Below are 21,461 nucleotides of genomic sequence, written 5' to 3'. Positions count from 1 at the left end.
ATTAGATTGAACATCAAAATTCGGACAGGTGATGCCTGTCCGTATTTCCGTATAAAATTGCATAATGCAGAGCTACTTGGAAAAGTCTTTTAAAAGACACAAGACTAAAGGGAGGTAGGCTCCTTGATAGACGTTAATAATTTTGAGTATATGAAAATTGGTTTAGCTTCACCTGATAAAATCCGTTCATGGTCTTATGGGGAAGTAAAAAAACCTGAAACAATTAATTATCGTACATTAAAACCTGAAAAAGATGGTTTATTCTGTGAACGCATTTTTGGTCCTACAAAAGACTGGGAATGTCATTGCGGTAAATATAAACGCGTTCGTTATAAAGGTGTTGTATGTGATCGTTGTGGAGTAGAAGTAACGCGTGCAAAAGTACGTCGTGAACGTATGGGCCACATCGAACTAGCTGCTCCTGTTTCACATATTTGGTATTTCAAAGGTATCCCAAGTCGTATGGGTCTGATTTTGGATATGTCTCCAAGATCACTCGAAGAAGTAATTTACTTTGCTTCTTACGTAGTAATAGAGCCAGCAGATACACCTCTTGAGAAGAAACAATTGCTTTCGGAAAAAGAATACCGTGCATATCGCGATAAGTTTGGTACTAAGTTCCAAGCTGCAATGGGTGCAGAAGCTATCAAGCGTTTACTTTCAGAAATTGATTTAGAAAGTGAAACAGAACATTTAAAAGAAGAGCTGAAAACAGCTCAAGGTCAACGTCGTACACGTGCGATTAAACGTTTAGAAGTTGTAGAGTCTTTCCGTAACTCAGGAAACAAACCTGACTGGATGATTTTAGACGTTTTACCAGTAATTCCTCCAGAATTGCGTCCAATGGTTCAATTGGACGGTGGTCGTTTTGCTACGTCTGATTTAAATGATTTATATCGTCGTGTTATTAACCGTAATAACCGTTTAAAACGTCTATTGGATCTTGGTGCTCCTAGTATCATCGTTCAGAATGAAAAACGTATGTTACAAGAAGCTGTTGATGCATTGATTGATAACGGTCGCCGTGGCCGTCCGGTAACAGGACCAGGTAACCGTCCGTTGAAATCTCTTTCACATATGTTAAAAGGGAAACAAGGTCGTTTCCGTCAAAATCTACTTGGTAAACGTGTTGACTACTCTGGTCGTTCCGTTATCGTAGTAGGACCAAACTTGAAAATGTATCAATGTGGACTTCCAAAAGAAATGGCAATTGAACTATTCAAACCATTTGTGATGAAAGAACTTGTTGAACGTGGTTTAGCCCACAACATTAAAAGTGCAAAACGTAAAATTGAGCGTATGCATGCTGAAGTATGGGATGTATTAGAAGATGTAATTAGAGAGCATCCGGTTTTACTTAACCGTGCCCCTACTCTTCACCGTCTTGGTATCCAAGCATTCGAACCAACATTAGTAGAAGGTCGCGCAATTCGCCTTCACCCTCTAGTATGTACAGCATATAATGCTGACTTTGATGGTGACCAAATGGCTGTTCACGTTCCTTTATCAGCAGAAGCGCAAGCGGAAGCTCGTTTACTAATGCTTGCAGCACAAAACATTCTGAACCCGAAAGATGGAAAACCAGTAGTTACACCATCTCAAGATATGGTTTTAGGAAACTATTACTTAACACTTGAACGTAAAGGTGCAATGGGTGAAGGTTCAACATTCTATGGTCCAGAAGAAGTGCTAATTGCTTATAATACTGGTCATGTACATTTGCATACACGTATTGCAATACCAGCAGCATCTGTAAATAACCAAACATTTACAGAAGAACAAAATAAGATGCTATTGCTAACGACTGTAGGTAAAGTAATTTTCAATGAAATACTTCCAGAAACGTTCCCATACATCAATGAACCGACAGATTTCAATTTACAAATTGAAACTCCGGAGAAATATTTCGTCCCAACGATTACAGATGTGAAAAAGCATATCGAGTCTATGGATCTTGTACAGCCATTCAAGAAGAAAATCCTTGGAAATATCATTGCGGAAGTATTCAAACGTTTCCATATTACAGAAACATCGAAAATGCTTGACCGTATGAAAGCACTTGGATTCAAATATTCTACTAAAGCTGGTATTACAATTGGTATCTCTGATATCGTCGTACTTCCAGACAAAGGTGAAATTCTTGAGGAAGCACAAGGTAAAGTAGATAAAGTAATTAAACAATTCCGTCGTGGTCTAATAACGGAAGAAGAGCGTTATGCAAGTGTCATCGGACACTGGAGTAAAGCAAAAGAAGTTATTCAAGATAAACTGATGAAATCACTAGATAACATGAATCCAATCTTCATGATGAGTGATTCAGGTGCCCGTGGTAACGCATCTAACTTTACTCAACTTGCAGGTATGCGTGGACTTATGGCCAATCCGGCTGGTCGAATTATCGAACTTCCGATCAAGTCATCATTCCGTGAAGGATTAACAGTACTTGAATACTTCATCTCGACACATGGTGCTCGTAAAGGTCTTGCCGATACAGCGCTTAAAACTGCCGATTCAGGTTACTTAACTCGTCGTCTAGTAGACGTTGCACAAGACGTAATCGTTCGTGAAGATGATTGTGGAACTGACCGTGGATTACTAATTGGTTCACTTATGGAAGGTACGGAAGTTATTGAAGAGTTTGGCGAACGTATTGTTGGTCGTCATACGAAGAAAACAATCTTCCATCCAACTACAAATGAACTGATTTTAGAAAAAGACGGGTTAATTACACAAGATGTCGCACGTGTTATTGAAGAAGCAGGTATTAGCGAATTAACAATTCGTTCTGCATTTACTTGTAATACAAAACACGGTGTTTGTAAAAAATGTTACGGCTTGAACTTAGCTACTGGGGACACAGTTGAAGTAGGAGAAGCAGTTGGTATCATTGCAGCTCAATCAATTGGTGAACCAGGTACACAGTTAACAATGCGTACATTCCATACAGGTGGGGTTGCTGGAGACGATATTACACAAGGTCTTCCGCGTATTCAAGAGATTTTCGAAGCTCGTAATCCTAAAGGGCAAGCTGTCATTTCCGAAATTTCAGGGACTGTTACTGAAATTGATGAAATTAGAGAAGGTCAAAAGGAAATTACAATTCAAGGTAACGTAGAAACTCGTAAATATTTGGCACCATACAATGCACGCTTAAAAGTTCAACTAAACGATTCAATGCAACGTGGTCAAGTATTAACAGAGGGTTCTGTGGATCCTAAGGAATTGTTGAGAGTTAAAGATGTTTCAACTGTACAAGAGTACTTATTAAAAGAAGTACAAAAAGTTTACCGTATGCAAGGGGTAGAAATTGGAGATAAACATATCGAAGTAATGGTACGCCAAATGCTTCGTAAAGTACGTGTGATTGAAGCTGGAGAAACAGACCTGCTTCCAGGATCACTACTAGATATCCATCAATTTGCTGAAGCGAACAAAGAAGCAGTTTTACAAAGTAAAATTCCTGCGACTTGTCGACCAGTTATCCTTGGTATTACAAAAGCTTCTCTTGAAACTGAATCATTCTTGTCTGCTGCATCGTTCCAAGAAACGACTCGTGTCTTAACAGACGCAGCGATTAAAGGAAAACGTGATGAATTATTAGGCTTGAAAGAAAACGTAATTATCGGTAAACTAGTTCCGGCAGGTACAGGTATGCAACGTTATCGCCAAATTAAAATCACAGACAACGAAGCAGATGCTGATAAAGAATTAGTAAACGCAGAGTAATAATTGAATATTAGGGAGGACTAATTTTATTTCTCCCTAATATTTTCATGATTATTGTTGACACCTTTTTCAATGAATGATAATATATTTAAGGTTGATAGTTATTTGACTTGTACCTTTGGAGGATATGAAAATGTCTTATGAAAAAGTGAAACAAGCGAAAGAAACAATCATAGGTACAAAGCAAGCAGTAAAAGCAATGAAAAAAGGGCTTGTCAACGAAGTTTATATTGCACTAGATGTAGAAGAGAGAATCATTGAACTAGCACGCCTAACAGCTGAAGAAAACAATGTTTCGATTAACTATGTTGAGTCTAAAGTAGATCTTGGTAAGGCTTGTGGACTGCGCTTAGCGGCGTCAGTTGTAGCTATTACTGTGTAACAGTTTTTGTGTAAAGCACAAAGACTTTGTTTTTACCCAAAAAATGAACCACCTGGATGTGTGGTATTAACAAGAACAAATGAAGGGAGGAATAATCGATGCCTACAATTAACCAATTGGTACGTAAGCCTCGTCAATCCAAAATTACGAAATCAAAGTCTCCTGCACTAGGAAAAGGTTATAACAGCTTCAAAAAGGCTGGTACTAATCTTAACTCTCCACAAAAACGTGGGGTTTGTACTCGTGTTGGTACTATGACGCCGAAAAAACCTAACTCAGCACTTCGTAAATATGCGCGTGTACGTTTAACTAATACGTTAGAGGTTACTGCTTATATTCCAGGAGAAGGACACAACCTACAAGAACATAGTGTTGTACTTATCCGCGGAGGAAAAGTAAAAGATTTACCAGGAGTACGTTACCATATCGTACGTGGTGCTCTTGATACAGCTGGTGTTACTGGTCGTATGCAAAGTCGTTCACTTTATGGTGCTAAACGCCCTAAAGAAAAGAAATAATCTAATTAATAATTTGACATTCGTCGAAAGGAGGAAAACACATGCCTCGTAAAGGTCCTGTTTCCAAACGTGACGTGTTACCAGATCCAATTTATAATTCAAAACTAGTAACTCGTTTAATCAATAAAATGATGGTTGACGGTAAAAGAGGTACTTCTCAAAAAATTCTATACGGAGCGTTTGAACTTGTAAAAGAACGTTCTGGTAAAGATGCATTAGAAGTATTTGAAGCTGCCCTAAACAATGTAATGCCAGTTCTAGAAGTTCGTGCTCGTCGTGTTGGTGGTGCTAACTACCAAGTACCGGTTGAAGTACGTCCTGACCGTCGTTCAACACTAGGTCTTCGTTACTTAGTAAACTATTCACGTCTTCGTGGAGAAAAAACGATGGAAGAGCGTTTAGCTAACGAAATTCTTGATGCATCTAACAACACTGGTGCTTCAGTTAAAAAACGTGAAGATATGCACAAAATGGCAGAAGCTAACAAAGCGTTCGCTCACTATCGTTGGTAAAATCTTTTTTAAAATTAATATAAAATCATACTCTAATCCGAATATGGAAGGAGAAATACAATATGGCTAGAGAGTTCTCCTTAGAAAAAACACGTAATATCGGGATCATGGCTCACATCGATGCTGGTAAAACGACTACTACGGAGCGTATTCTTTATTACACTGGTAAAATCCACAAAATCGGGGAAACTCATGAAGGTGCATCACAGATGGACTGGATGGAGCAAGAACAAGAACGTGGGATCACTATTACTTCAGCTGCAACAACAGCTGCTTGGGATAATCACCGTGTAAATATCATTGATACACCTGGACACGTAGACTTCACTGTTGAAGTTGAACGTTCACTTCGTGTACTTGATGGTGCGGTTACAGTACTAGATGCTCAATCTGGTGTTGAACCACAAACTGAAACAGTATGGCGTCAAGCTACAACTTATGGCGTACCACGTATTGTTTTTATTAACAAAATGGATAAAACGGGTGCAGACTTCTTATATTCTGTAGGAACTCTACACGATCGTTTACAAGCTAACGCTCATCCAATTCAATTACCAATCGGTGCAGAAGATCAGTTCACTGGAATCATTGACTTAGTAACAATGACTGCTACTATGTATGCAAATGATTTAGGAACTGATATGACTGAAGGAGAAATTCCTGAAGAGTATAAAGATCAAGCACAAGAATACCGTGAAAAATTAGTAGAAGCGGTTGCTGAACTTGACGAAGATTTAATGGACAAATATCTAAATGGTGAAGAAATCACGAACGAAGAATTAGTTAACGGTATCCGTAAAGGTACCCTAAACGTAGAATTCTATCCAGTAGTATGTGGTACTGCATTTAAAAACAAAGGTGTTCAAAAAGTTCTTGACGCAGTTGTTGCATACCTACCATCACCACTTGATATTCCAGCAATGAAAGGAATCGATCCTAATTCTGATGAAGAAATTGAACGTCATTCTGACGATTCAGAGCCATTCTCAGCATTAGCATTTAAAGTTATGACTGACCCTTACGTTGGTAAATTAACATTCTTCCGTGTATATTCTGGTACATTACAAGCTGGATCTTATGTTCAAAACTCAACTAAAGGTAAGCGTGAGCGCGTAGGACGTATCCTACAAATGCATGCTAACTCTCGTGAAGAGATTTCAGAAGTACATGCTGGAGATATCGCTGCAGCAGTAGGACTGAAAGATACAACAACTGGAGATACTCTGTGTGATGAAAAAGCTTTAGTAATTCTAGAGTCTATGGAATTCCCAGAACCAGTTATTTCTTTATCAGTTGAGCCAAAATCTAAAGCTGACCAAGATAAAATGGGTGCTGCTCTTGTAAAATTAGCAGAAGAAGATCCTACATTCCGCGTTCATACAGACCAAGAAACTGGTCAAGTTATTATCGCTGGTATGGGTGAACTTCACCTTGATATCTTAGTTGACCGTATGCGTCGCGAATTTAAAGTAGAAGCTAACGTAGGTGCTCCTCAAGTATCTTACCGTGAAACTTTCCGTTCTTCAGCAAAAGTTGAAGGTAAATTCGTACGTCAATCAGGTGGACGTGGTCAATTCGGACACGTTTGGATTGAATTCTCTCCAAACGAAGAAGGAAAAGGCTTTGAATTTGAAAATGCTGTTGTCGGTGGGGTAGTTCCACGTGAATACATTCCAGCTGTTGAGGCAGGTCTTCGTGACTCACTTAACAATGGTGTACTTGCTGGTTATCCGTTAATCGATATTAAAGCAAAATTATACGACGGATCATATCATGACGTTGACTCGAATGAGATGGCCTTCAAAGTTGCTGCTTCTATGGCATTGAAAAATGCTGTATCTAAAGTAAATCCAGTAATTCTTGAGCCAATCATGAAAGTTGAAGTTGTTATTCCTGAAGAATATTTAGGAGACATCATGGGTGATATCACTTCACGTCGTGGACGCGTTGAAGGTATGGACGCTCGCGGTAACGCACAAGTTGTACGTTCAATGGTTCCGCTTGCTGAAATGTTTGGATATGCAACGTCTTTACGTTCTAATACGCAAGGACGCGGAGTCTTCTCAATGACATTTGATCATTATGAAGATGTTCCAAAATCAATTTCTGAAGAAATTATCAAAAAAAATAAAGGTGAATAATTGAATTTTCACCAAAATTAAAGTATAACTAATTTGTAGTCTATGAAAGGCAGGGGGCTTTTAGTCCCTTACTTTTATAATAAAAAATCATACAATTACTGAGGAGGACTTCTCTAATGGCTAAAGAAAAATTTGATCGCTCCAAAACACATGCTAACATTGGTACAATCGGACACGTTGACCATGGTAAAACAACTCTAACTGCTGCTATCGCAACAGTTCTTTCTAAAAAAATGGGTGGTACAGCTAAATCATACGCTGACATCGATAACGCTCCTGAAGAAAAAGAACGTGGAATCACTATCAATACTTCACACGTTGAGTATGAAACTGAAACTCGTCACTACGCACACGTTGACTGCCCAGGACATGCTGACTATGTTAAAAACATGATCACAGGTGCAGCACAAATGGACGGTGGGATCCTAGTAGTATCTGCTGCTGATGGCCCGATGCCACAAACTCGTGAGCATATCCTTCTTTCACGTCAAGTAGGTGTTCCATACCTAGTTGTATTCATGAACAAATGTGATATGGTTGATGACGAAGAACTTCTTGAATTAGTTGAAATGGAAATTCGTGACCTTCTTTCTGAATACGACTTCCCAGGCGACGACATTCCTGTAATCAAAGGTTCTGCTCTTAAAGCTCTTGAAGGAGAAGCAGATTGGGAAGAAAAAATCGTTGAATTAATGGACGCTGTAGATAGCTATATCCCAACTCCAGAACGTCAAACTGACAAACCATTCATGATGCCAGTTGAGGATGTATTCTCAATCACTGGTCGTGGTACAGTTGCTACTGGACGTGTTGAGCGTGGCCAAGTTAAAATCGGTGACGTTGTAGACATTATCGGTATTACTGAAGAAGCAAAATCAACTACTGTAACTGGTGTTGAAATGTTCCGTAAACTTCTTGACTATGCTGAAGCTGGAGACAACATTGGTGCTCTTCTTCGTGGGGTTTCTCGTGAAGAGATCCAACGTGGTCAAGTATTAGCTAAACCAGGTTCAATTACACCACACACAGACTTCAAAGCTGAAGTTTATGTTCTTTCAAAAGAAGAGGGTGGACGTCATACTCCATTCTTCTCAAACTACCGTCCACAGTTCTACTTCCGTACAACTGATGTAACTGGTGTTTGTAACTTGCCTGAAGGTGTAGAAATGGTTATGCCTGGAGATAACATCGAAATGACTGTATCTCTAATCTCACCTATCGCTCTTGAAGAAGGTACTAAATTCTCTATCCGTGAGGGTGGACGTACTGTAGGCGCTGGTGTAGTTGCTACTATCACTAAGTAATCTATAATTCTTTAATATAAAACCATCTCGTGACGACGAGATGGTTTTTTTTGTATGAAGAAATAGTGTACACTAGTCAAAAGAGGTGAATTAGTCGATGACGATGAAAGTATTTGTAATAGAAGATGATAACGCCATATATGAAATGATTAAAGAAAGATTTGCGCAATGGTCATTTGACGTTAGTAGACCAGAAGATTTTCAAAAAGTAATGTCTACTTTTATCAATAAAAAACCACATTTTGTTCTTATAGATATTCAATTGCCAGCATATGATGGGTTTCATTGGTGTAGAGAAATACGTCGTATATCTAAGGTTCCAATTATTTTCTTATCATCGAGAGATCACCCAATGGATATGATCATGGCTATGCAGATGGGTGCGGATGATTTTGTGCAAAAACCATTTCATCTCGATGTATTGGTTGCCAAAGTCCAAGCACTTCTTAGAAGAACAAATGATTACCAAGAAGAGTCTATGGATATAAGTAATTGGAATGGGGCTATTATTGATTTTGCAAAAAGTGAGATTACATATATCGATAAAATGATAGATTTAACGAAAAATGAGTTATTTATATTGCGGATACTGCTGCAATCTGTAGAAAAAATAGTTTCAAGAGATGAATTAATGAGAAAACTTTGGGATGATGAACGTTTTGTTAATGATAATACATTGTCCGTAAACGTTAATCGCCTTCGCTCCAAACTAGAGGAAATTGGACTTGCAGATGTGATTATAACAAAAAAAGGTTTAGGATATATGGCGGTTACTAGGGAGGGATAAAAATTTTGTTCATTTTGTACATCAAAGAAAGAAAGTCATGGATTCTCTTTTTTTTCACTCTACAGATTTGGTTGAATTTCATACTTACTTTGGATGTAGCCTTTATGGAAATCTCCATACTATATATTAACTTTATCAATATCACTGCATTTGTATTCTTTTTTATATGGCGATATTTTCAAGAAACTAAGTATATTAAAGCGTTAGTAAGTACTTTGGCTAACGAAAAAGATTTAGATTTCATATTAGAATCTTTTCCAGATGGATATTCTAGCTTTGAGAAGACACTATCTACTACAATAGATGATCTTGTTTTAGTAGCAAAAGAAGAGCTTAATGGGTTAAAAGTAGAGCATTTAGAAGAAAATGATTATACACTTGCATGGATTCATGAGGTAAAAACTCCGCTTACTAGCATGAAACTGATGATAGATTCGTTAGATGATAGAAATGCTCAAAAAAAGCTAGAAGTAGAATGGCTCCGAATCCACCTATTATTAGATCAGCAATTACATAACACAAGACTTTCTACTATAGAAAAAGATTATATGATTGAAGAAGTAGACATTCAAAAGGTATTACACATGGAAATAAAAGAGTTTCAAGCTTGGTGTATACAGAAAAACATTGGATTTGACTTAGAAAATTTAGAAGTAAAAGTGTTATCCGATCCAAAATGGCTAGCCTTTATTGTGAGGCAAGTAATATCCAATGCGGTAAAGTATAGCCATGCAGACAGTGAAATTCATATTCGAACTGATAGAGATGACACAGGTCATATCATTTTAATGATTAGAGACTCCGGAACAGGGATTTCTCAAGCAGATTTACCTAGAATTTTTGAAAAAGCTTTCACGGGAACAAATGGTCGACAAACTACCGCATCTACTGGAATGGGGCTTTACTTGGCTAAAAACGTCGCTGAACAGATAGGTATCCACGTATTAGCCTCCTCTAATATTGGCGTAGGTTCGACATTTTCTCTTCGATTTCCTTTAAAAAATGAGATAGTGAAGATTTTAGGTAGGTGACAAAATTGTCATCTACTTTATTTGTTTGTAACGTAAATCAAACGATTAATGAAAAGAAAAGCCGTACAATTAGGTTACTAAGTTGTAGGAGGAACATACATGACTATTTTGAGCGGTCGCAAAATAAAGAAAATATATGGCAAGAAGGCAACATCGCAGGAAGTGTTGAAAGGGATTGACTTAGAGGTAGCTGAAGGAGAATTCGTAGGGATAATGGGTCCGTCTGGATCTGGAAAGACAACTCTATTGAATGTACTTGCTTCTATAGATAAAGCAACAGAAGGGGTTATCGAAATAAGTGGACATAACCTACGTACAATGAAGGAAAAAGCATTATCTAATTTTCGAAGAGAACAATTGGGGTTTATCTTTCAGGATTACAATTTGTTAGATACATTGACGGTAAAAGAAAATATCTTACTGCCGCTTTCTATTAGTAAAATCTCTAAACAGGAAGCTGAACAACGTTTTCAGGAAATAACACGAATATTAGACATTCAGGACCTGGCTAATAAATATCCGAATGAAATATCAGGCGGGCAAAAGCAAAGGACCTCTGCAGCGAGAGCATTAATAAGTAAACCTACTATTGTTTTTGCTGATGAACCGACGGGGGCGCTGGATTCTAAAGCTGCTACAACTCTATTGAGTAATTTAGAAAAAATTAATAAAGACAAACAAGTAACTATTATGATGGTAACGCATGATGCTGTGGCAGCTAGTTTCTGCTCTAGAGTATTATTTTTAAAAGATGGTCAGTTATATACCGAGTTATATAAAGGGGAGAAGAACCGTAAGCAGTTCTTCCAGGAAATAATAAATACACAAGGTGTGCTTGGCGGTGATGGTTATGACGCTTAGTCAATTAGTACTCCGAAGTATGAAGAAAAACATTAGGCATTACTATTTGTATTTCTTCGCATTAATCTTTAGTGTGTCACTGTATTTTTCCTTTGTGACACTACAGTATAATCCAAGTGTTCTCGAAATATCTTCAGGAGTGAAAGCTTCTGCAGGGTTAAAATCTGCTTCCTTTATTCTGCTGTTTGTAGTTGTATTTTTCGTATTATACGCTAATCATTTATTTATGAAGAGGAGAAGCAAGGAGATCGGATTGTACCAGCTAATTGGTATGTCTAAAGGATTAGTGACTAGATTATTAGCCTTGGAAAATATTATTTTATGGATTGGTGCGATTGGAATCGGTGTCGGAATTGGATTTTTGACATCTCGATTATTTGCGATGATTTTGCTACGTATTTTAGAAAAAGAAGCAAGTGTAGATTTGCTTTTTTCAGTAGATGCTTTGCAAATGACGATCGTAGTGTTTGTAGCTCTTCTTATTGTAGTACTGATACAGACGATGATTCAAATTCGCCGTGTGTCCTTGCTGACGCTTTTTACTGCGACGGCTATTGCGGATACGAAGGTCAAGAGATTTAGTGGTCTACAAATGGTTTTAGGATTAATCGGGCTTCTATTGATCAGTTATGGCTACTATTCTTCAACTAAATTATTCGATATAGAAACTGATAGTGTCAGTGCCTTGTTCCTTAGAATGATAATTATTTTAGTAAGTACTATTAGTGGAACGTATTTTGTATTTCGTTTTTCAGTATCTTTTGTTTTGAATGTAATACGTAAACAAAAAAGTGGTCACTTATCGATTGTAGACGTATTGTCCTTGTCCCCTATCATGCATCGGATGAAATCTAATGCAATGTCTCTGACGACAATAACTATTATATCAGCGACTGCATTAGGTATTCTGTGTTTGTCATACATCTCTTATTATTCTGCAGGATCAGTAGCAAAACAGAATATACCATTTGATTATGTAATACCGAACAATGGCAGTGAAGCATTTATAGCTGCATTAGACGATGGAAATATTCGATATACACAAACAACTATTGAATTGCTGAATTTGGAAGTTGAAACTGCGGAGTTATATACCAGTAAAATTCCTGAGGGTATAAATGTTATGACGAAGAGTCTTATGCCAGTTGCTAAGCTTAGTGATGCGCAACAGGTGATGACTGGACTTGAGTTAAAGGATGGTGAAGGTTATATAGTAGGATATAGTAATATAATGGCTGAACTAATAAAGCTGGAAGCAAATAATCCTGTTCAAATGACAACCTCTAGTGAAAAACTTGAAATCACAATAAAAGAAATAACAGAGGATTCTTTTCTTGCGTATTATCTAACAGGTGGAGGCATGACAATCGTTGTAACTGATGAATTATTTGAAACACTTTCTGAAGATAAGCTGATACAACAACAAACAGTTTGGAACAAACAAGTAGGTATTGACTTAGAGGATCGCTCTCAATTATCAGAAGCTCAGTCCATATTCGAAGAAACAACTAATAATGGAATGTTTGAGGTAATGACAAATAACGGTGGAAGAGAGATCGTGAAGCTAGAAAGCCGAGAGAATTATCGGCAAGATACGTTGGAGATGATGGGATTAGTAATCTTTATTACAGGATTTTTAGGATTAGCATTTTTAATCGCTACGGGTAGCATTTTGTACTTTAAACAAATGAGTGAAGCCGACGAAGAACGGTCGTCTTATACAAATCTACGCAAGATAGGATTTACGACAAATGAATTAATGAAAGGAATTTATATTAAGCAATTGTTTAACTTTGGAGTACCGTTAATAATAGGACTAGCGCATAGTTATTTTGCGGTTAAGTCCGGATGGATGTTCTTTGGTACCGAACTATTAGCCCCATTATTAATAACGATGGGCGTGTATGTGATTTTATATTCTACTTTTGCATTTTTATCTATCGGGTACTACCGTAAGGTAGTGAACGAATCATTGTAAAAAATGAGCCTCTTTGCGACTTTGCAAAGGGGTTTTTATATTGACACAAAACTTAATAAGAAGTAAACTTCTATGTGTTAGTAATCTAGTGTGTGAAAGTGAGTGTTTTATATGAATGCAGTATTGATAGCAGTAATAGTCATGTTAGTATTGAGTTTACTTCGCATCAACGTAGTGTTCTCATTAATTATAGGAGCTCTTGTAGGAGGGCTTACAGCTGGTCTGTCGGTCGCAGAAACGATTGATGCATTTACAGGTGGGTTAGGTGCTGGAGCGACGATAGCGTTAAGTTATGGGCTACTAGGGGGCTTTGCCGTTGCTATATCTAAGACTGGTATTCCTGAGTTATTAGTATTGGCAATTTTAAAGTTAGTAAAGAGTAAGGGAGATTCGGATAAAACAGGACTTGTGAAAGCTCTAGTCTTTTTATTACTTTTGGTAATGGCTGTGTTCTCGCAGAACTTAATCCCGATTCATATTGCTTTTATACCATTGTTGGTACCGCCAATCTTAAAAGTTTTGAACATGTTACAAGTGGACCGAAGATTGATAGCTTGCATTTTAGCATTCGGGCTAATTACACCATATATGTTTCTTCCGTACGGCTTCGGTGCAATCTATCAAGAGATCGTTGCTACTCAGATGGGTCTATCAGGTTTAGAAATAGCATTAAGTGATATTCCAAAGGCGATGGCTGTTCCAGCTTTGGGAATGGTATTTGGACTAATTATGGCATTTGTTTTATACCGGAAGCCGAGAAACTATAAACAGGAAGTAGTAGAAGTAAATGAATTAGATGTAGAAGTGAAGAAAAGTAGTATAATCTTTACTATTGTTTCTTTAATAGCTGCACTAGTTGTTCAGGTTGAAACAGATTCTATGATTGCAGGAGCACTAGCTGGTATCGTTGTACTTTATATTAGTGGTGCTTTAAAAAGGAAAGAGGCAGATGTGCTTCTAACAGAAGGTATGCGAATGATGGCATTCGTTGGTTTCGTGATGATTACAGCTAATGGATTTGCAGCGGTCATTAATGCTACAGGGCATGTGAAAAGCCTTGTGGAAGCATCCTCTGAGCTTTTAGCGGGTAACGTGAGTATGGCAGTGTTAATCATGCTGATCATCGGATTGGTCGTCACGATGGGAATAGGTTCGTCGTTTGCTACTATCCCTATTATCGCTGCTATCTTTGTACCGCTTGCTATCGAGTTAGGTTTAAGTCCTTTAGCGACAATTGCTTTAATAGGAACGGCAGGCGCTTTAGGAGACGCTGGTTCACCAGCATCTGACTCAACGCTTGGACCAACAGCAGGATTAAATGTAGATGGACAGCATAATCATATTTGGGATACTTGTGTCCCGACTTTTCTTTGTTATAATATTCCGCTCGTTCTTTTCGGATGGATAGCAGTAGTGTTTGTTCTATAGTATTAGAAAGAAAGGACATCTCTATTAAAGAGATGTCCTTTCTTTCTTGAAATAGTTTCATCGTAAAACATAGTCGCAAATGTAATAGAAGAAAATGAGTAATTCATAAAATTTCATTACCCTTATCAGTTGCTATTCTCATTGGAATTTTATATACTAGACAACGGCTTAGAAAAACATATGTATTATAAAAAGTAATGCGGTTATAACATTTAAAAAGAATTTCGTAAAAACACTTGCGAAATCTTTTTTTATTGTATATAATGTTGAATGTTGGTCTTTGACTGCGATGAAGCGAGAGGTTACCGACACACCCGGCCGCTTTGCCATGGCGAGTGTACGGAAAATTTTCGTGGAGAATGTCTAGAAAATAGGCGAAAAGGAGGGAAAGTAATGGCAAAACAAAAAATTCGTATCCGTTTAAAAGCGTATGATCACAGAATTCTTGATCAATCTGCTGAGAAAATTGTGGAAACTGCTAAACGTTCAGGTGCAAGTGTATCGGGTCCGATTCCACTTCCGACTGAAAGATCTGTTTATACGATTCTTCGTGCTGTTCATAAGTATAAAGATTCTCGTGAGCAATTCGAAATGCGTACGCATAAACGTCTTATCGATATCGTTAACCCAACACCACAAACTGTTGATGCGTTAATGAAGCTTGATTTACCATCTGGCGTTGATATTGAAATCAAACTTTAATGGTAAAAAAATAAAAAACACAAATTATTATAGGAGGTGTGACGGATGACCAAAGGAATCTTAGGTAGAAAAATCGGTATGACGCAAGTATTTGCTGAGAACGGTGACTTAATCCCTGTAACTGTTATTGAAGCTACTCCAAACGTAGTACTTCAAAAGAAAACAGCTGAAACAGACGGTTACGAAGCTATTCAGTTAGGTTTTGAAGACAAGCGCGAAAAGCTTTCTAATAAACCTGCGAAAGGGCACGTAGCTAAAGCAAGCACTGCTCCTAAGCGCTTCATCCGCGAATTCCGCGGCTTGGATACAGCTAATTACGAAGTTGGTCAAGAAGTCAAGGTAGAAAGTTTTGCAGAAGGCGATGTAATTGATGTAACAGGTACTACTAAAGGTAAAGGTTTCCAAGGTGTTATTAAACGCCACGGACAATCTCGTGGACCAATGGCCCATGGATCTCGTTACCACCGTCGTCCAGGTTCAATGGGGCCAGTTGCTCCGAACCGTGTATTCAAACAAAAGAAATTACCTGGTCAAATGGGTGGACATACAGTAACTATCCAAAACTTAGAAATCGTAAGAGTGGATGCTGAACGTAACCTATTATTAGTAAAAGGTAATGTTCCTGGTTCTCGTAAATCATTAGTAGTTGTTAAAGCTGCTATTAAATCGAAATAATTCTCTTAAGAAAGGAGGAAACAGGAATGGCAAAAGTATCATTATTCAATCAAGCAGGTTCTTCAGTTGGTGAAATCGAATTAAACGATAAAGTTTTCGGTATTGAACCAAATGAAGCTGTTTTATTTGAAGCTATCATTTCTCAACGTGCTTCACTTCGTCAAGGTAATCACAAAGTGAAAAACCGTTCTGAAGTTGCTGGTGGTGGACGTAAACCATGGAAACAAAAAGGAACTGGACGTGCTCGTCAAGGTTCTATCCGCTCTCCACAATGGCGTGGTGGTGGTGTTGTTTTCGGACCAACTCCGCGTAGTTACAGCTTTAAATTACCTAAAAAAGTACGTCGTTTAGCTCTTCTTTCAGCACTTTCAACAAAAGCTCGCGAAGAAAGCATTGTAGTACTTGAAGGTTTAGCATTTGATGCACCAAAAACAAAAGAATTCGTGAAAGTGTTATCTAACCTTTCAATCGATAAAAAAGCGTTATTCGTAACTGCTGATTTAGATGAAACAGTAGCATTAGCTGCTCGTAACATCCCTGGAATCACAGTTGTGTCTGCAACAGGCATTAACGTTTTAGATTTAATCGGTCATAACAAACTTGTAATGACTAAAGCTGCAGTAGAAAAAGTAGAGGAGGTGCTTGGATAATGGAAGCACGTGATATTATTAAACGTCCGGTCATTACTGAGCGTTCTTCTGAAGTAATGGCAGATAAAAAGTACACTTTCGAAGTGGACACTCGCGCCAACAAAACTCAAGTTAAATACGCTGTTGAAGAAATTTTCGGAGTAGATGTTGAAAAAGTTAACATCATGAACTACAAAGGGAAATACAAACGCGTAGGTAAATTTGGTGGGTATACGAACAAACGTCGTAAAGCGATTGTTACGTTAACTCTAGAAAGCAAAGAAATCGAGTTATTCGAAATCTAATCCTTTTAATAAGGAATTAATACTCAAGAAGGAGGGAATAACATGGCGATTAGAAAGTATAAACCAACGACAAACGGACGTCGTAACATGACTTCATTAGATTACGCTGAAATCACAACTGACAAGCCAGAGAAATCTCTACTTGCTCCTGTGAAACGTAAAGGCGGCCGTAACAATCAAGGTAAAATTACTGTTCGTCATCATGGTGGTGGACACAAACGTCAATACCGTATCATTGATTTCAAACGAAACAAAGATGGTATACCAGGACGCGTTGCTACTATTGAATATGATCCAAACCGATCTGCGAATATCGCATTAATTAATTATGCGGATGGGGAAAAACGTTACATCCTAGCTCCTAAAGGCTTAGAAGTGGGAATGACAATCGTGTCAGGACCTGAAGCTGATATTAAAGCAGGAAACGCTCTTCCATTACAAAACATCCCTATGGGTACTACTATCCATAATATCGAAATGAAACCTGGTAAAGGTGGTCAGTTAGTTCGCTCTGCTGGTACATCTGCTCAATTACTTGGTAAAGAAGGTAAATACGTAATCGTACGTTTACAATCTGGTGAAGTTCGTTTAATCCTAGGTGTTTGCCGTGCTACAATCGGTGAAGTAGGAAACGAACAACACGAACTTGTTAACATTGGTAAAGCTGGTCGTAATCGTTGGTTAGGCAAACGCCCAACTGTACGTGGATCTGTAATGAACCCTAACGATCACCCACACGGTGGTGGTGAAGGTAAAACACCAATCGGTCGTAAATCACCTATGTCTCCATGGGGTAAACCAACTCTTGGATACAAAACTCGTAACAAGAAAAACAAATCCGACAAACTTATCATTCGTCGTCGTAAAAAATAAAGTGGTTTTACTACGGTTCACAGAGAGAACCGTGGTGTCATCACGGAGGGAGGTTTCAGCATGGGTCGTAGCTTGAAAAAAGGACCTTTCGCAGACGATCATTTATTGAAAAAGGTCGATGCACAAAAGGACTCTGAGAAAAAACAAGTGATTAAGACTTGGTCACGCCGTTCAACAATTTTCCCTACTTTTATCGGATTAACTATCGCGGTATATGACGGACGTAAACATGTTCCTGTATACGTGACTGAGGATATGGTAGGTCATAAACTAGGCGAGTTTGCACCAACACGCGCTTATAAAAGTCATGGTGCAGATGATAAGAAAACTAGACGCTAATTTGAGAGGAGGTCATTCAAATGTCACAAGCAAAAGCTATTGCTAAAACAGTGCGCATTGCCCCTCGTAAGGTAAGATTAGTCGTTGATTTAATCAGAGGTAAGCAAATCGGTGAAGCAGTTGCAATTTTACAACTTACTCCAAAAGCAGCATCACCTGTTGTTGAGAAAGTATTGAAATCTGCAGTTGCAAACGCTGAGCACAATTATGATTTAGATGTTAATAACCTAGTTGTTTCTGAAGTCTTCGTTGATGAAGGTCCAACATTAAAACGTTTCCGCCCACGTGCTATGGGACGTGCAAGTGCTATTAACAAACGTACTAGCCACATCACAATCGTGGTATCAGAGAAGAAGGAGGGATAATTCGTGGGTCAAAAAGTACATCCTATAGGATTACGAGTAGGCATCATTCGTGACTGGGAGTCAAAATGGTACGCTGGTAAAGACTATGCAACTCTACTACACGAAGACTTGAAAATCCGTAAGTACATCGAAACTCGTTTAAAAGAAGCTTCTGTTTCTACTGTAGAAATCGAACGCGCTGCAAAACGTGTTAACGTTACAATTCACACTGCTAAACCAGGTATGGTAATCGGTAAAGGTGGTACGGAAGTGGAAGCACTTCGTAAGCACTTGAACGATTTAACTGGTAAACGTGTACACATAAATATTGTTGAAATTAAAAGAGCTGACTTAGATGCTAAATTAGTAGCAGAAAGTATTGCACGCCAATTAGAAGGCCGCGTATCTTTCCGTCGTGCTCAAAAACAAGCAATTCAACGCACAATGCGTTCTGGCGCTAAAGGTATTAAAACTCAAGTATCTGGACGCTTAGGCGGCGCTGACATTGCGCGTGCTGAACATTACAGTGAAGGAACTGTACCACTTCATACATTACGTGCTGACATCGATTATGCACATGCTGAAGCTGACACAACTTATGGTAAGCTAGGCGTTAAAGTATGGATCTATCGTGGTGAAGTCCTTCCAGTTAAGAAGAACTCTGAGGAAGGAGGCAAATAATATGTTAATGCCTAAACGCGTTAAATATCGTCGTGAACACCGTGGTAAAATGCGTGGTGAAGCAAAAGGCGGCAAAGAAATAGCATTCGGTGAATTCGGTTTACAAGCAACTGAAGCAAGCTGGATCACAAGTCGTCAAATTGAATCAGCTCGTATTGCAATGACACGTTACATGAAACGTGGCGGTAAAGTATGGATTAAAATATTCCCTCATAAACCATATACGAAAAAGCCTCTTGAGGTACGTATGGGTTCAGGTAAAGGTGCTCCTGAAGGATGGGTAGCAGTTGTAAAACCTGGAAAAATTATGTTTGAAATAGCTGGCGTTTCTGAAGAAGTTGCTCGTGAAGCATTACGTTTAGCATCACATAAGCTTCCGATTAAATGTAAAATAATCAAACGTCAAGAAATTGGTGGTGAATCTAATGAAAGCTAATGACATCCGTGAACTTACTACTGCAGAAATAGAACAAAAGGTAAAATCACTGAAAGAAGAGCTTTTCAACCTTCGCTTCCAATTGGCGACTGGTCAATTAGAAAACACAGCTCGTATTCGCGAAGTTCGTAAAGCTATCGCGCGTATGAAAACTGTGGTTCGTGAAAGAGAAATCAGTGCAAACAACTGATAAAGGAGGTTTTCTGGCATGACTGAGCGTAATCAACGCAAAGTATACACTGGCCGTGTAGTATCAGATAAAATGGATAAAACAATTTCTGTTTTAATTGAAACTCATAAAAAACACAAGTTATACGGTAAACGTGTTAAGTATTCTAAGAAATTTAAAGCTCATGATGAGCAAAACGAAGCCCAAATCGGAGATATCGTCCGTATCATGGAAACTCGTCCGCTATCAGCTACTAAACGCTTCCGCCTATTGGAAGTTGTAGAAAAAGCGGTTATTATCTAATAATAAGTTCGGAACTAATAAATTCCGAAGGGAGGTTACCTAAGTGATCCAACAAGAAACTCGTATGAAAGTTGCAGACAACTCAGGTGCACGTGAAGTTTTAACTATTAAAGTACTTGGTGGTACTGGTCGTAAAACTGCTAATATCGGCGATATCGTCGTATGTACAGTTAAGAAAGCAACACCAGGTGGCGTTGTCAAGAAGGGTGACGTCGTTAAAGCTGTAATCGTTCGCACTAAGAGCGGCGTACGCCGTAAAGACGGAACTTATATCAAGTTTGATGAAAATGCTTGCGTTATTATCAAAGACGATAAAGGACCGCGTGGAACTCGTATTTTCGGACCAGTTGCTCGTGAATTACGCGACAGCAACTTCATGAAAATCGTATCTTTAGCTCCAGAAGTTCTTTAATTTACATGAAAGTGCCAATCAAGGAGGTGCGACAGAATGCATGTTAAAAAAGGCGACAAAGTAATGGTAATCTCAGGTAAAGACAAAGGTAAAACAGGTGTTGTTCTTACTGCTTTTCCTAAGAAAGACCGTGTGTTAGTTGAAGGTGTAAACATCATCAAAAAACATATGAAGCCAAACCAAGCTAATCCGCAAGGAGGAATTGTAAGCCACGAGGCTGCAATCCACGTATCGAATGTTATGTTAATCGACCCAAAAACTGGCGAGCCGACTCGCGTAGGTTCTAAAGTGGAAGATGGCAAAAAAGTTCGTGTTGCGAAAAAATCCGGTGAAATTATTAAATAAGTAAAGAGAAGGGAGGTACACACATGAACCGCCTAAAAGAAAAGTATCTTAAGGAAGTTTCTCCTGCTCTAATGAGCAAGTTTGAATATAACTCAGTAATGCAAGTACCTAAAGTTGATAAAATCGTTATCAATATGGGTGTTGGTGATGCTGTATCTAATACAAAAGCGCTTGACGCTGCTGTAGAAGAATTACAAATCATTTCAGGTCAAAAACCTGTAGTTACGAAAGCTAAAAAATCGATCGCTGGTTTCCGTCTTCGTGAGGGTATGCCAATCGGTGCAAAAGTCACTCTACGTGGAGAGCGTATGTATGACTTCTTGGATAAATTGATCGCTATTTCTCTTCCGCGTGTACGTGACTTCCGTGGTGTTTCTAAAAAAGCATTCGACGGTCGCGGTAACTACACTCTTGGAGTTAAAGAGCAATTAATCTTCCCTGAAATCGATTATGATAAAGTTTCGAAAGTACGCGGTATGGACATCGTAATTGTAACAACTGCGAACTCTGACGAAGAAGCTCGTGAGTTATTAACACAATTCGGTATGCCATTCCAAAAGTAAAATAAGGGAGGCGAAAA

At 38.4% G+C, this 21,461-nt stretch carries 25 protein-coding genes; all 25 read left to right on the top strand.

Annotated elements, in window-relative coordinates:
• Nucleotides 1-123 precede the first annotated feature (123 nt).
• The 25 genes from rpoC (at nt 124) to rplE (ending at nt 21,444) form a co-directional block, all read left to right on the top strand.
• A complete protein-coding gene (gene rpoC, locus KD050_RS09975; RefSeq protein WP_211895980.1) occupies nt 124-3,726 on the top strand; it encodes a DNA-directed RNA polymerase subunit beta' in 3,603 nt (1,200 codons plus the stop codon).
• A gap of 133 nt (nt 3,727-3,859) precedes the next feature.
• Nucleotides 3,860-4,108: a ribosomal L7Ae/L30e/S12e/Gadd45 family protein gene (locus KD050_RS09970; protein ID WP_211895979.1), complete on the top strand. Its 249-nt coding sequence runs from the start codon at nt 3,860-3,862 to the stop codon at nt 4,106-4,108.
• Between the two features lie 98 nt (nt 4,109-4,206).
• A complete protein-coding gene (gene rpsL / locus KD050_RS09965; RefSeq protein ID WP_211895978.1) occupies nt 4,207-4,626 on the top strand; it encodes a 30S ribosomal protein S12 in 420 nt (139 codons plus the stop codon).
• A 41-nt stretch (nt 4,627-4,667) separates the two neighbouring features.
• Nucleotides 4,668-5,138 (top strand): 30S ribosomal protein S7, encoded by a 471-nt coding sequence (gene rpsG / locus KD050_RS09960; protein WP_090567783.1) that lies wholly within the window; start codon nt 4,668-4,670, stop codon nt 5,136-5,138.
• 62 nt (nt 5,139-5,200) lie between these two features.
• On the top strand, nt 5,201-7,279 hold the full coding sequence (gene fusA / locus KD050_RS09955) for an elongation factor G (RefSeq protein ID WP_211895977.1): 2,079 nt from the start codon (nt 5,201-5,203) through the stop codon (nt 7,277-7,279).
• Nucleotides 7,280-7,395: 116 nt separating this feature from the next.
• Complete coding sequence (gene tuf / locus KD050_RS09950) at nt 7,396-8,583, top strand: elongation factor Tu (RefSeq protein WP_211895976.1); 1,188 nt, start codon at nt 7,396-7,398, stop codon at nt 8,581-8,583.
• Between the two features lie 103 nt (nt 8,584-8,686).
• Entirely contained in the window at nt 8,687-9,370 is a 684-nt protein-coding gene (locus KD050_RS09945) for a response regulator transcription factor (protein WP_211896261.1), read from the top strand.
• Nucleotides 9,371-9,474: 104 nt separating this feature from the next.
• Entirely contained in the window at nt 9,475-10,401 is a 927-nt protein-coding gene (locus KD050_RS09940; RefSeq protein ID WP_211895975.1) for a sensor histidine kinase, read from the top strand.
• A 99-nt stretch (nt 10,402-10,500) separates the two neighbouring features.
• Entirely contained in the window at nt 10,501-11,262 is a 762-nt protein-coding gene (locus KD050_RS09935) for an ABC transporter ATP-binding protein (protein WP_211895974.1), read from the top strand.
• Nucleotides 11,246-13,240, top strand: coding sequence for an FtsX-like permease family protein (locus tag KD050_RS09930; RefSeq protein ID WP_370627227.1), 1,995 nt, complete (start codon nt 11,246-11,248; stop codon nt 13,238-13,240). The genes KD050_RS09935 and KD050_RS09930 overlap by 17 nt, the downstream gene beginning before the upstream one ends.
• A 111-nt stretch (nt 13,241-13,351) precedes the next feature.
• On the top strand, nt 13,352-14,668 hold the full coding sequence (locus tag KD050_RS09925; protein ID WP_211895972.1) for a Na+/H+ antiporter family protein: 1,317 nt from the start codon (nt 13,352-13,354) through the stop codon (nt 14,666-14,668).
• 393 nt (nt 14,669-15,061) lie between these two features.
• Nucleotides 15,062-15,370 carry a 30S ribosomal protein S10 gene (gene rpsJ / locus KD050_RS09920; RefSeq protein ID WP_042478628.1) on the top strand — a complete coding sequence of 103 codons (309 nt, stop codon included), beginning with the start codon at nt 15,062-15,064 and terminating at the stop codon, nt 15,368-15,370.
• 45 nt (nt 15,371-15,415) lie between these two features.
• Complete coding sequence (gene rplC, locus KD050_RS09915) at nt 15,416-16,045, top strand: 50S ribosomal protein L3 (RefSeq protein ID WP_093062488.1); 630 nt, start codon at nt 15,416-15,418, stop codon at nt 16,043-16,045.
• Between the two features lie 26 nt (nt 16,046-16,071).
• Nucleotides 16,072-16,695, top strand: a complete 624-nt coding sequence (rplD, locus tag KD050_RS09910; RefSeq protein ID WP_211895971.1) for a 50S ribosomal protein L4 — start codon at nt 16,072-16,074, stop codon at nt 16,693-16,695.
• The gene (gene rplW / locus KD050_RS09905) at nt 16,695-16,979 is read left to right on the top strand and encodes a 50S ribosomal protein L23 (RefSeq protein WP_090567820.1); all 285 of its coding nucleotides are present in this window, start codon (nt 16,695-16,697) and stop codon (nt 16,977-16,979) included. Before rplD ends, rplW begins: the two co-directional genes overlap by 1 nt.
• A 42-nt stretch (nt 16,980-17,021) precedes the next feature.
• The gene (gene rplB / locus KD050_RS09900; protein ID WP_090567824.1) at nt 17,022-17,852 is read left to right on the top strand and encodes a 50S ribosomal protein L2; all 831 of its coding nucleotides are present in this window, start codon (nt 17,022-17,024) and stop codon (nt 17,850-17,852) included.
• Nucleotides 17,853-17,912: 60 nt separating this feature from the next.
• Nucleotides 17,913-18,191 (top strand): 30S ribosomal protein S19, encoded by a 279-nt coding sequence (gene rpsS, locus KD050_RS09895; RefSeq protein WP_090567829.1) that lies wholly within the window; start codon nt 17,913-17,915, stop codon nt 18,189-18,191.
• Nucleotides 18,192-18,211: 20 nt separating this feature from the next.
• The gene (rplV, locus tag KD050_RS09890) at nt 18,212-18,556 is read left to right on the top strand and encodes a 50S ribosomal protein L22 (protein ID WP_093062492.1); all 345 of its coding nucleotides are present in this window, start codon (nt 18,212-18,214) and stop codon (nt 18,554-18,556) included.
• 3 nt (nt 18,557-18,559) lie between these two features.
• Nucleotides 18,560-19,216, top strand: a complete 657-nt coding sequence (gene rpsC, locus KD050_RS09885; RefSeq protein WP_090567835.1) for a 30S ribosomal protein S3 — start codon at nt 18,560-18,562, stop codon at nt 19,214-19,216.
• Between the two features lies 1 nt (nt 19,217).
• Nucleotides 19,218-19,652, top strand: a complete 435-nt coding sequence (gene rplP / locus KD050_RS09880; RefSeq protein WP_090567838.1) for a 50S ribosomal protein L16 — start codon at nt 19,218-19,220, stop codon at nt 19,650-19,652.
• Nucleotides 19,642-19,842, top strand: coding sequence for a 50S ribosomal protein L29 (rpmC, locus tag KD050_RS09875; RefSeq protein ID WP_090567840.1), 201 nt, complete (start codon nt 19,642-19,644; stop codon nt 19,840-19,842). The genes rplP and rpmC overlap by 11 nt, the downstream gene beginning before the upstream one ends.
• Before the next feature lie 18 nt (nt 19,843-19,860).
• On the top strand, nt 19,861-20,124 hold the full coding sequence (gene rpsQ / locus KD050_RS09870) for a 30S ribosomal protein S17 (protein WP_090567844.1): 264 nt from the start codon (nt 19,861-19,863) through the stop codon (nt 20,122-20,124).
• 43 nt (nt 20,125-20,167) lie between these two features.
• The gene (gene rplN / locus KD050_RS09865; RefSeq protein WP_053591327.1) at nt 20,168-20,536 is read left to right on the top strand and encodes a 50S ribosomal protein L14; all 369 of its coding nucleotides are present in this window, start codon (nt 20,168-20,170) and stop codon (nt 20,534-20,536) included.
• A 36-nt stretch (nt 20,537-20,572) separates the two neighbouring features.
• Nucleotides 20,573-20,881, top strand: coding sequence for a 50S ribosomal protein L24 (gene rplX / locus KD050_RS09860; RefSeq protein WP_090567845.1), 309 nt, complete (start codon nt 20,573-20,575; stop codon nt 20,879-20,881).
• A gap of 23 nt (nt 20,882-20,904) precedes the next feature.
• Nucleotides 20,905-21,444: a 50S ribosomal protein L5 gene (gene rplE, locus KD050_RS09855; protein WP_090567848.1), complete on the top strand. Its 540-nt coding sequence runs from the start codon at nt 20,905-20,907 to the stop codon at nt 21,442-21,444.
• The last annotated feature ends 17 nt before the right edge of the window (nt 21,445-21,461 follow it).

Source organism: Psychrobacillus sp. INOP01 (genome assembly GCF_018140925.1).
GTDB lineage: Bacteria > Bacillota > Bacilli > Bacillales_A > Planococcaceae > Psychrobacillus.
This window is presented reverse-complemented; position numbering and strand designations above follow the sequence as displayed.

Excerpts from the sequence above, each read along its gene's own strand:
- KD050_RS09970 (WP_211895979.1), top strand. The coding sequence starts at position 3,860 with ATGTCTTATGAAAAAGTGAAACAAGCGAAAGAAACAATCATAGGTACA.
- rpsL (WP_211895978.1), top strand. The coding sequence starts at position 4,207 with ATGCCTACAATTAACCAATTGGTACGTAAGCCTCGTCAATCCAAAATT.
- rpsG (WP_090567783.1), top strand. The coding sequence starts at position 4,668 with ATGCCTCGTAAAGGTCCTGTTTCCAAACGTGACGTGTTACCAGATCCA.
- fusA (WP_211895977.1), top strand. The coding sequence starts at position 5,201 with ATGGCTAGAGAGTTCTCCTTAGAAAAAACACGTAATATCGGGATCATG.
- tuf (WP_211895976.1), top strand. The coding sequence starts at position 7,396 with ATGGCTAAAGAAAAATTTGATCGCTCCAAAACACATGCTAACATTGGT.
- KD050_RS09945 (WP_211896261.1), top strand. The coding sequence starts at position 8,687 with ATGAAAGTATTTGTAATAGAAGATGATAACGCCATATATGAAATGATT.
- KD050_RS09940 (WP_211895975.1), top strand. The coding sequence starts at position 9,475 with ATGGAAATCTCCATACTATATATTAACTTTATCAATATCACTGCATTT.
- KD050_RS09935 (WP_211895974.1), top strand. The coding sequence starts at position 10,501 with ATGACTATTTTGAGCGGTCGCAAAATAAAGAAAATATATGGCAAGAAG.
- KD050_RS09930 (WP_370627227.1), top strand. The coding sequence starts at position 11,246 with ATGGTTATGACGCTTAGTCAATTAGTACTCCGAAGTATGAAGAAAAAC.
- KD050_RS09925 (WP_211895972.1), top strand. The coding sequence starts at position 13,352 with ATGAATGCAGTATTGATAGCAGTAATAGTCATGTTAGTATTGAGTTTA.
- rpsJ (WP_042478628.1), top strand. The coding sequence starts at position 15,062 with ATGGCAAAACAAAAAATTCGTATCCGTTTAAAAGCGTATGATCACAGA.
- rplC (WP_093062488.1), top strand. The coding sequence starts at position 15,416 with ATGACCAAAGGAATCTTAGGTAGAAAAATCGGTATGACGCAAGTATTT.
- rplD (WP_211895971.1), top strand. The coding sequence starts at position 16,072 with ATGGCAAAAGTATCATTATTCAATCAAGCAGGTTCTTCAGTTGGTGAA.
- rplW (WP_090567820.1), top strand. The coding sequence starts at position 16,695 with ATGGAAGCACGTGATATTATTAAACGTCCGGTCATTACTGAGCGTTCT.
- rplB (WP_090567824.1), top strand. The coding sequence starts at position 17,022 with ATGGCGATTAGAAAGTATAAACCAACGACAAACGGACGTCGTAACATG.
- rpsS (WP_090567829.1), top strand. The coding sequence starts at position 17,913 with ATGGGTCGTAGCTTGAAAAAAGGACCTTTCGCAGACGATCATTTATTG.
- rplV (WP_093062492.1), top strand. The coding sequence starts at position 18,212 with ATGTCACAAGCAAAAGCTATTGCTAAAACAGTGCGCATTGCCCCTCGT.
- rplP (WP_090567838.1), top strand. The coding sequence starts at position 19,218 with ATGTTAATGCCTAAACGCGTTAAATATCGTCGTGAACACCGTGGTAAA.
- rpmC (WP_090567840.1), top strand. The coding sequence starts at position 19,642 with ATGAAAGCTAATGACATCCGTGAACTTACTACTGCAGAAATAGAACAA.
- rpsQ (WP_090567844.1), top strand. The coding sequence starts at position 19,861 with ATGACTGAGCGTAATCAACGCAAAGTATACACTGGCCGTGTAGTATCA.
- rplX (WP_090567845.1), top strand. The coding sequence starts at position 20,573 with ATGCATGTTAAAAAAGGCGACAAAGTAATGGTAATCTCAGGTAAAGAC.
- rplE (WP_090567848.1), top strand. The coding sequence starts at position 20,905 with ATGAACCGCCTAAAAGAAAAGTATCTTAAGGAAGTTTCTCCTGCTCTA.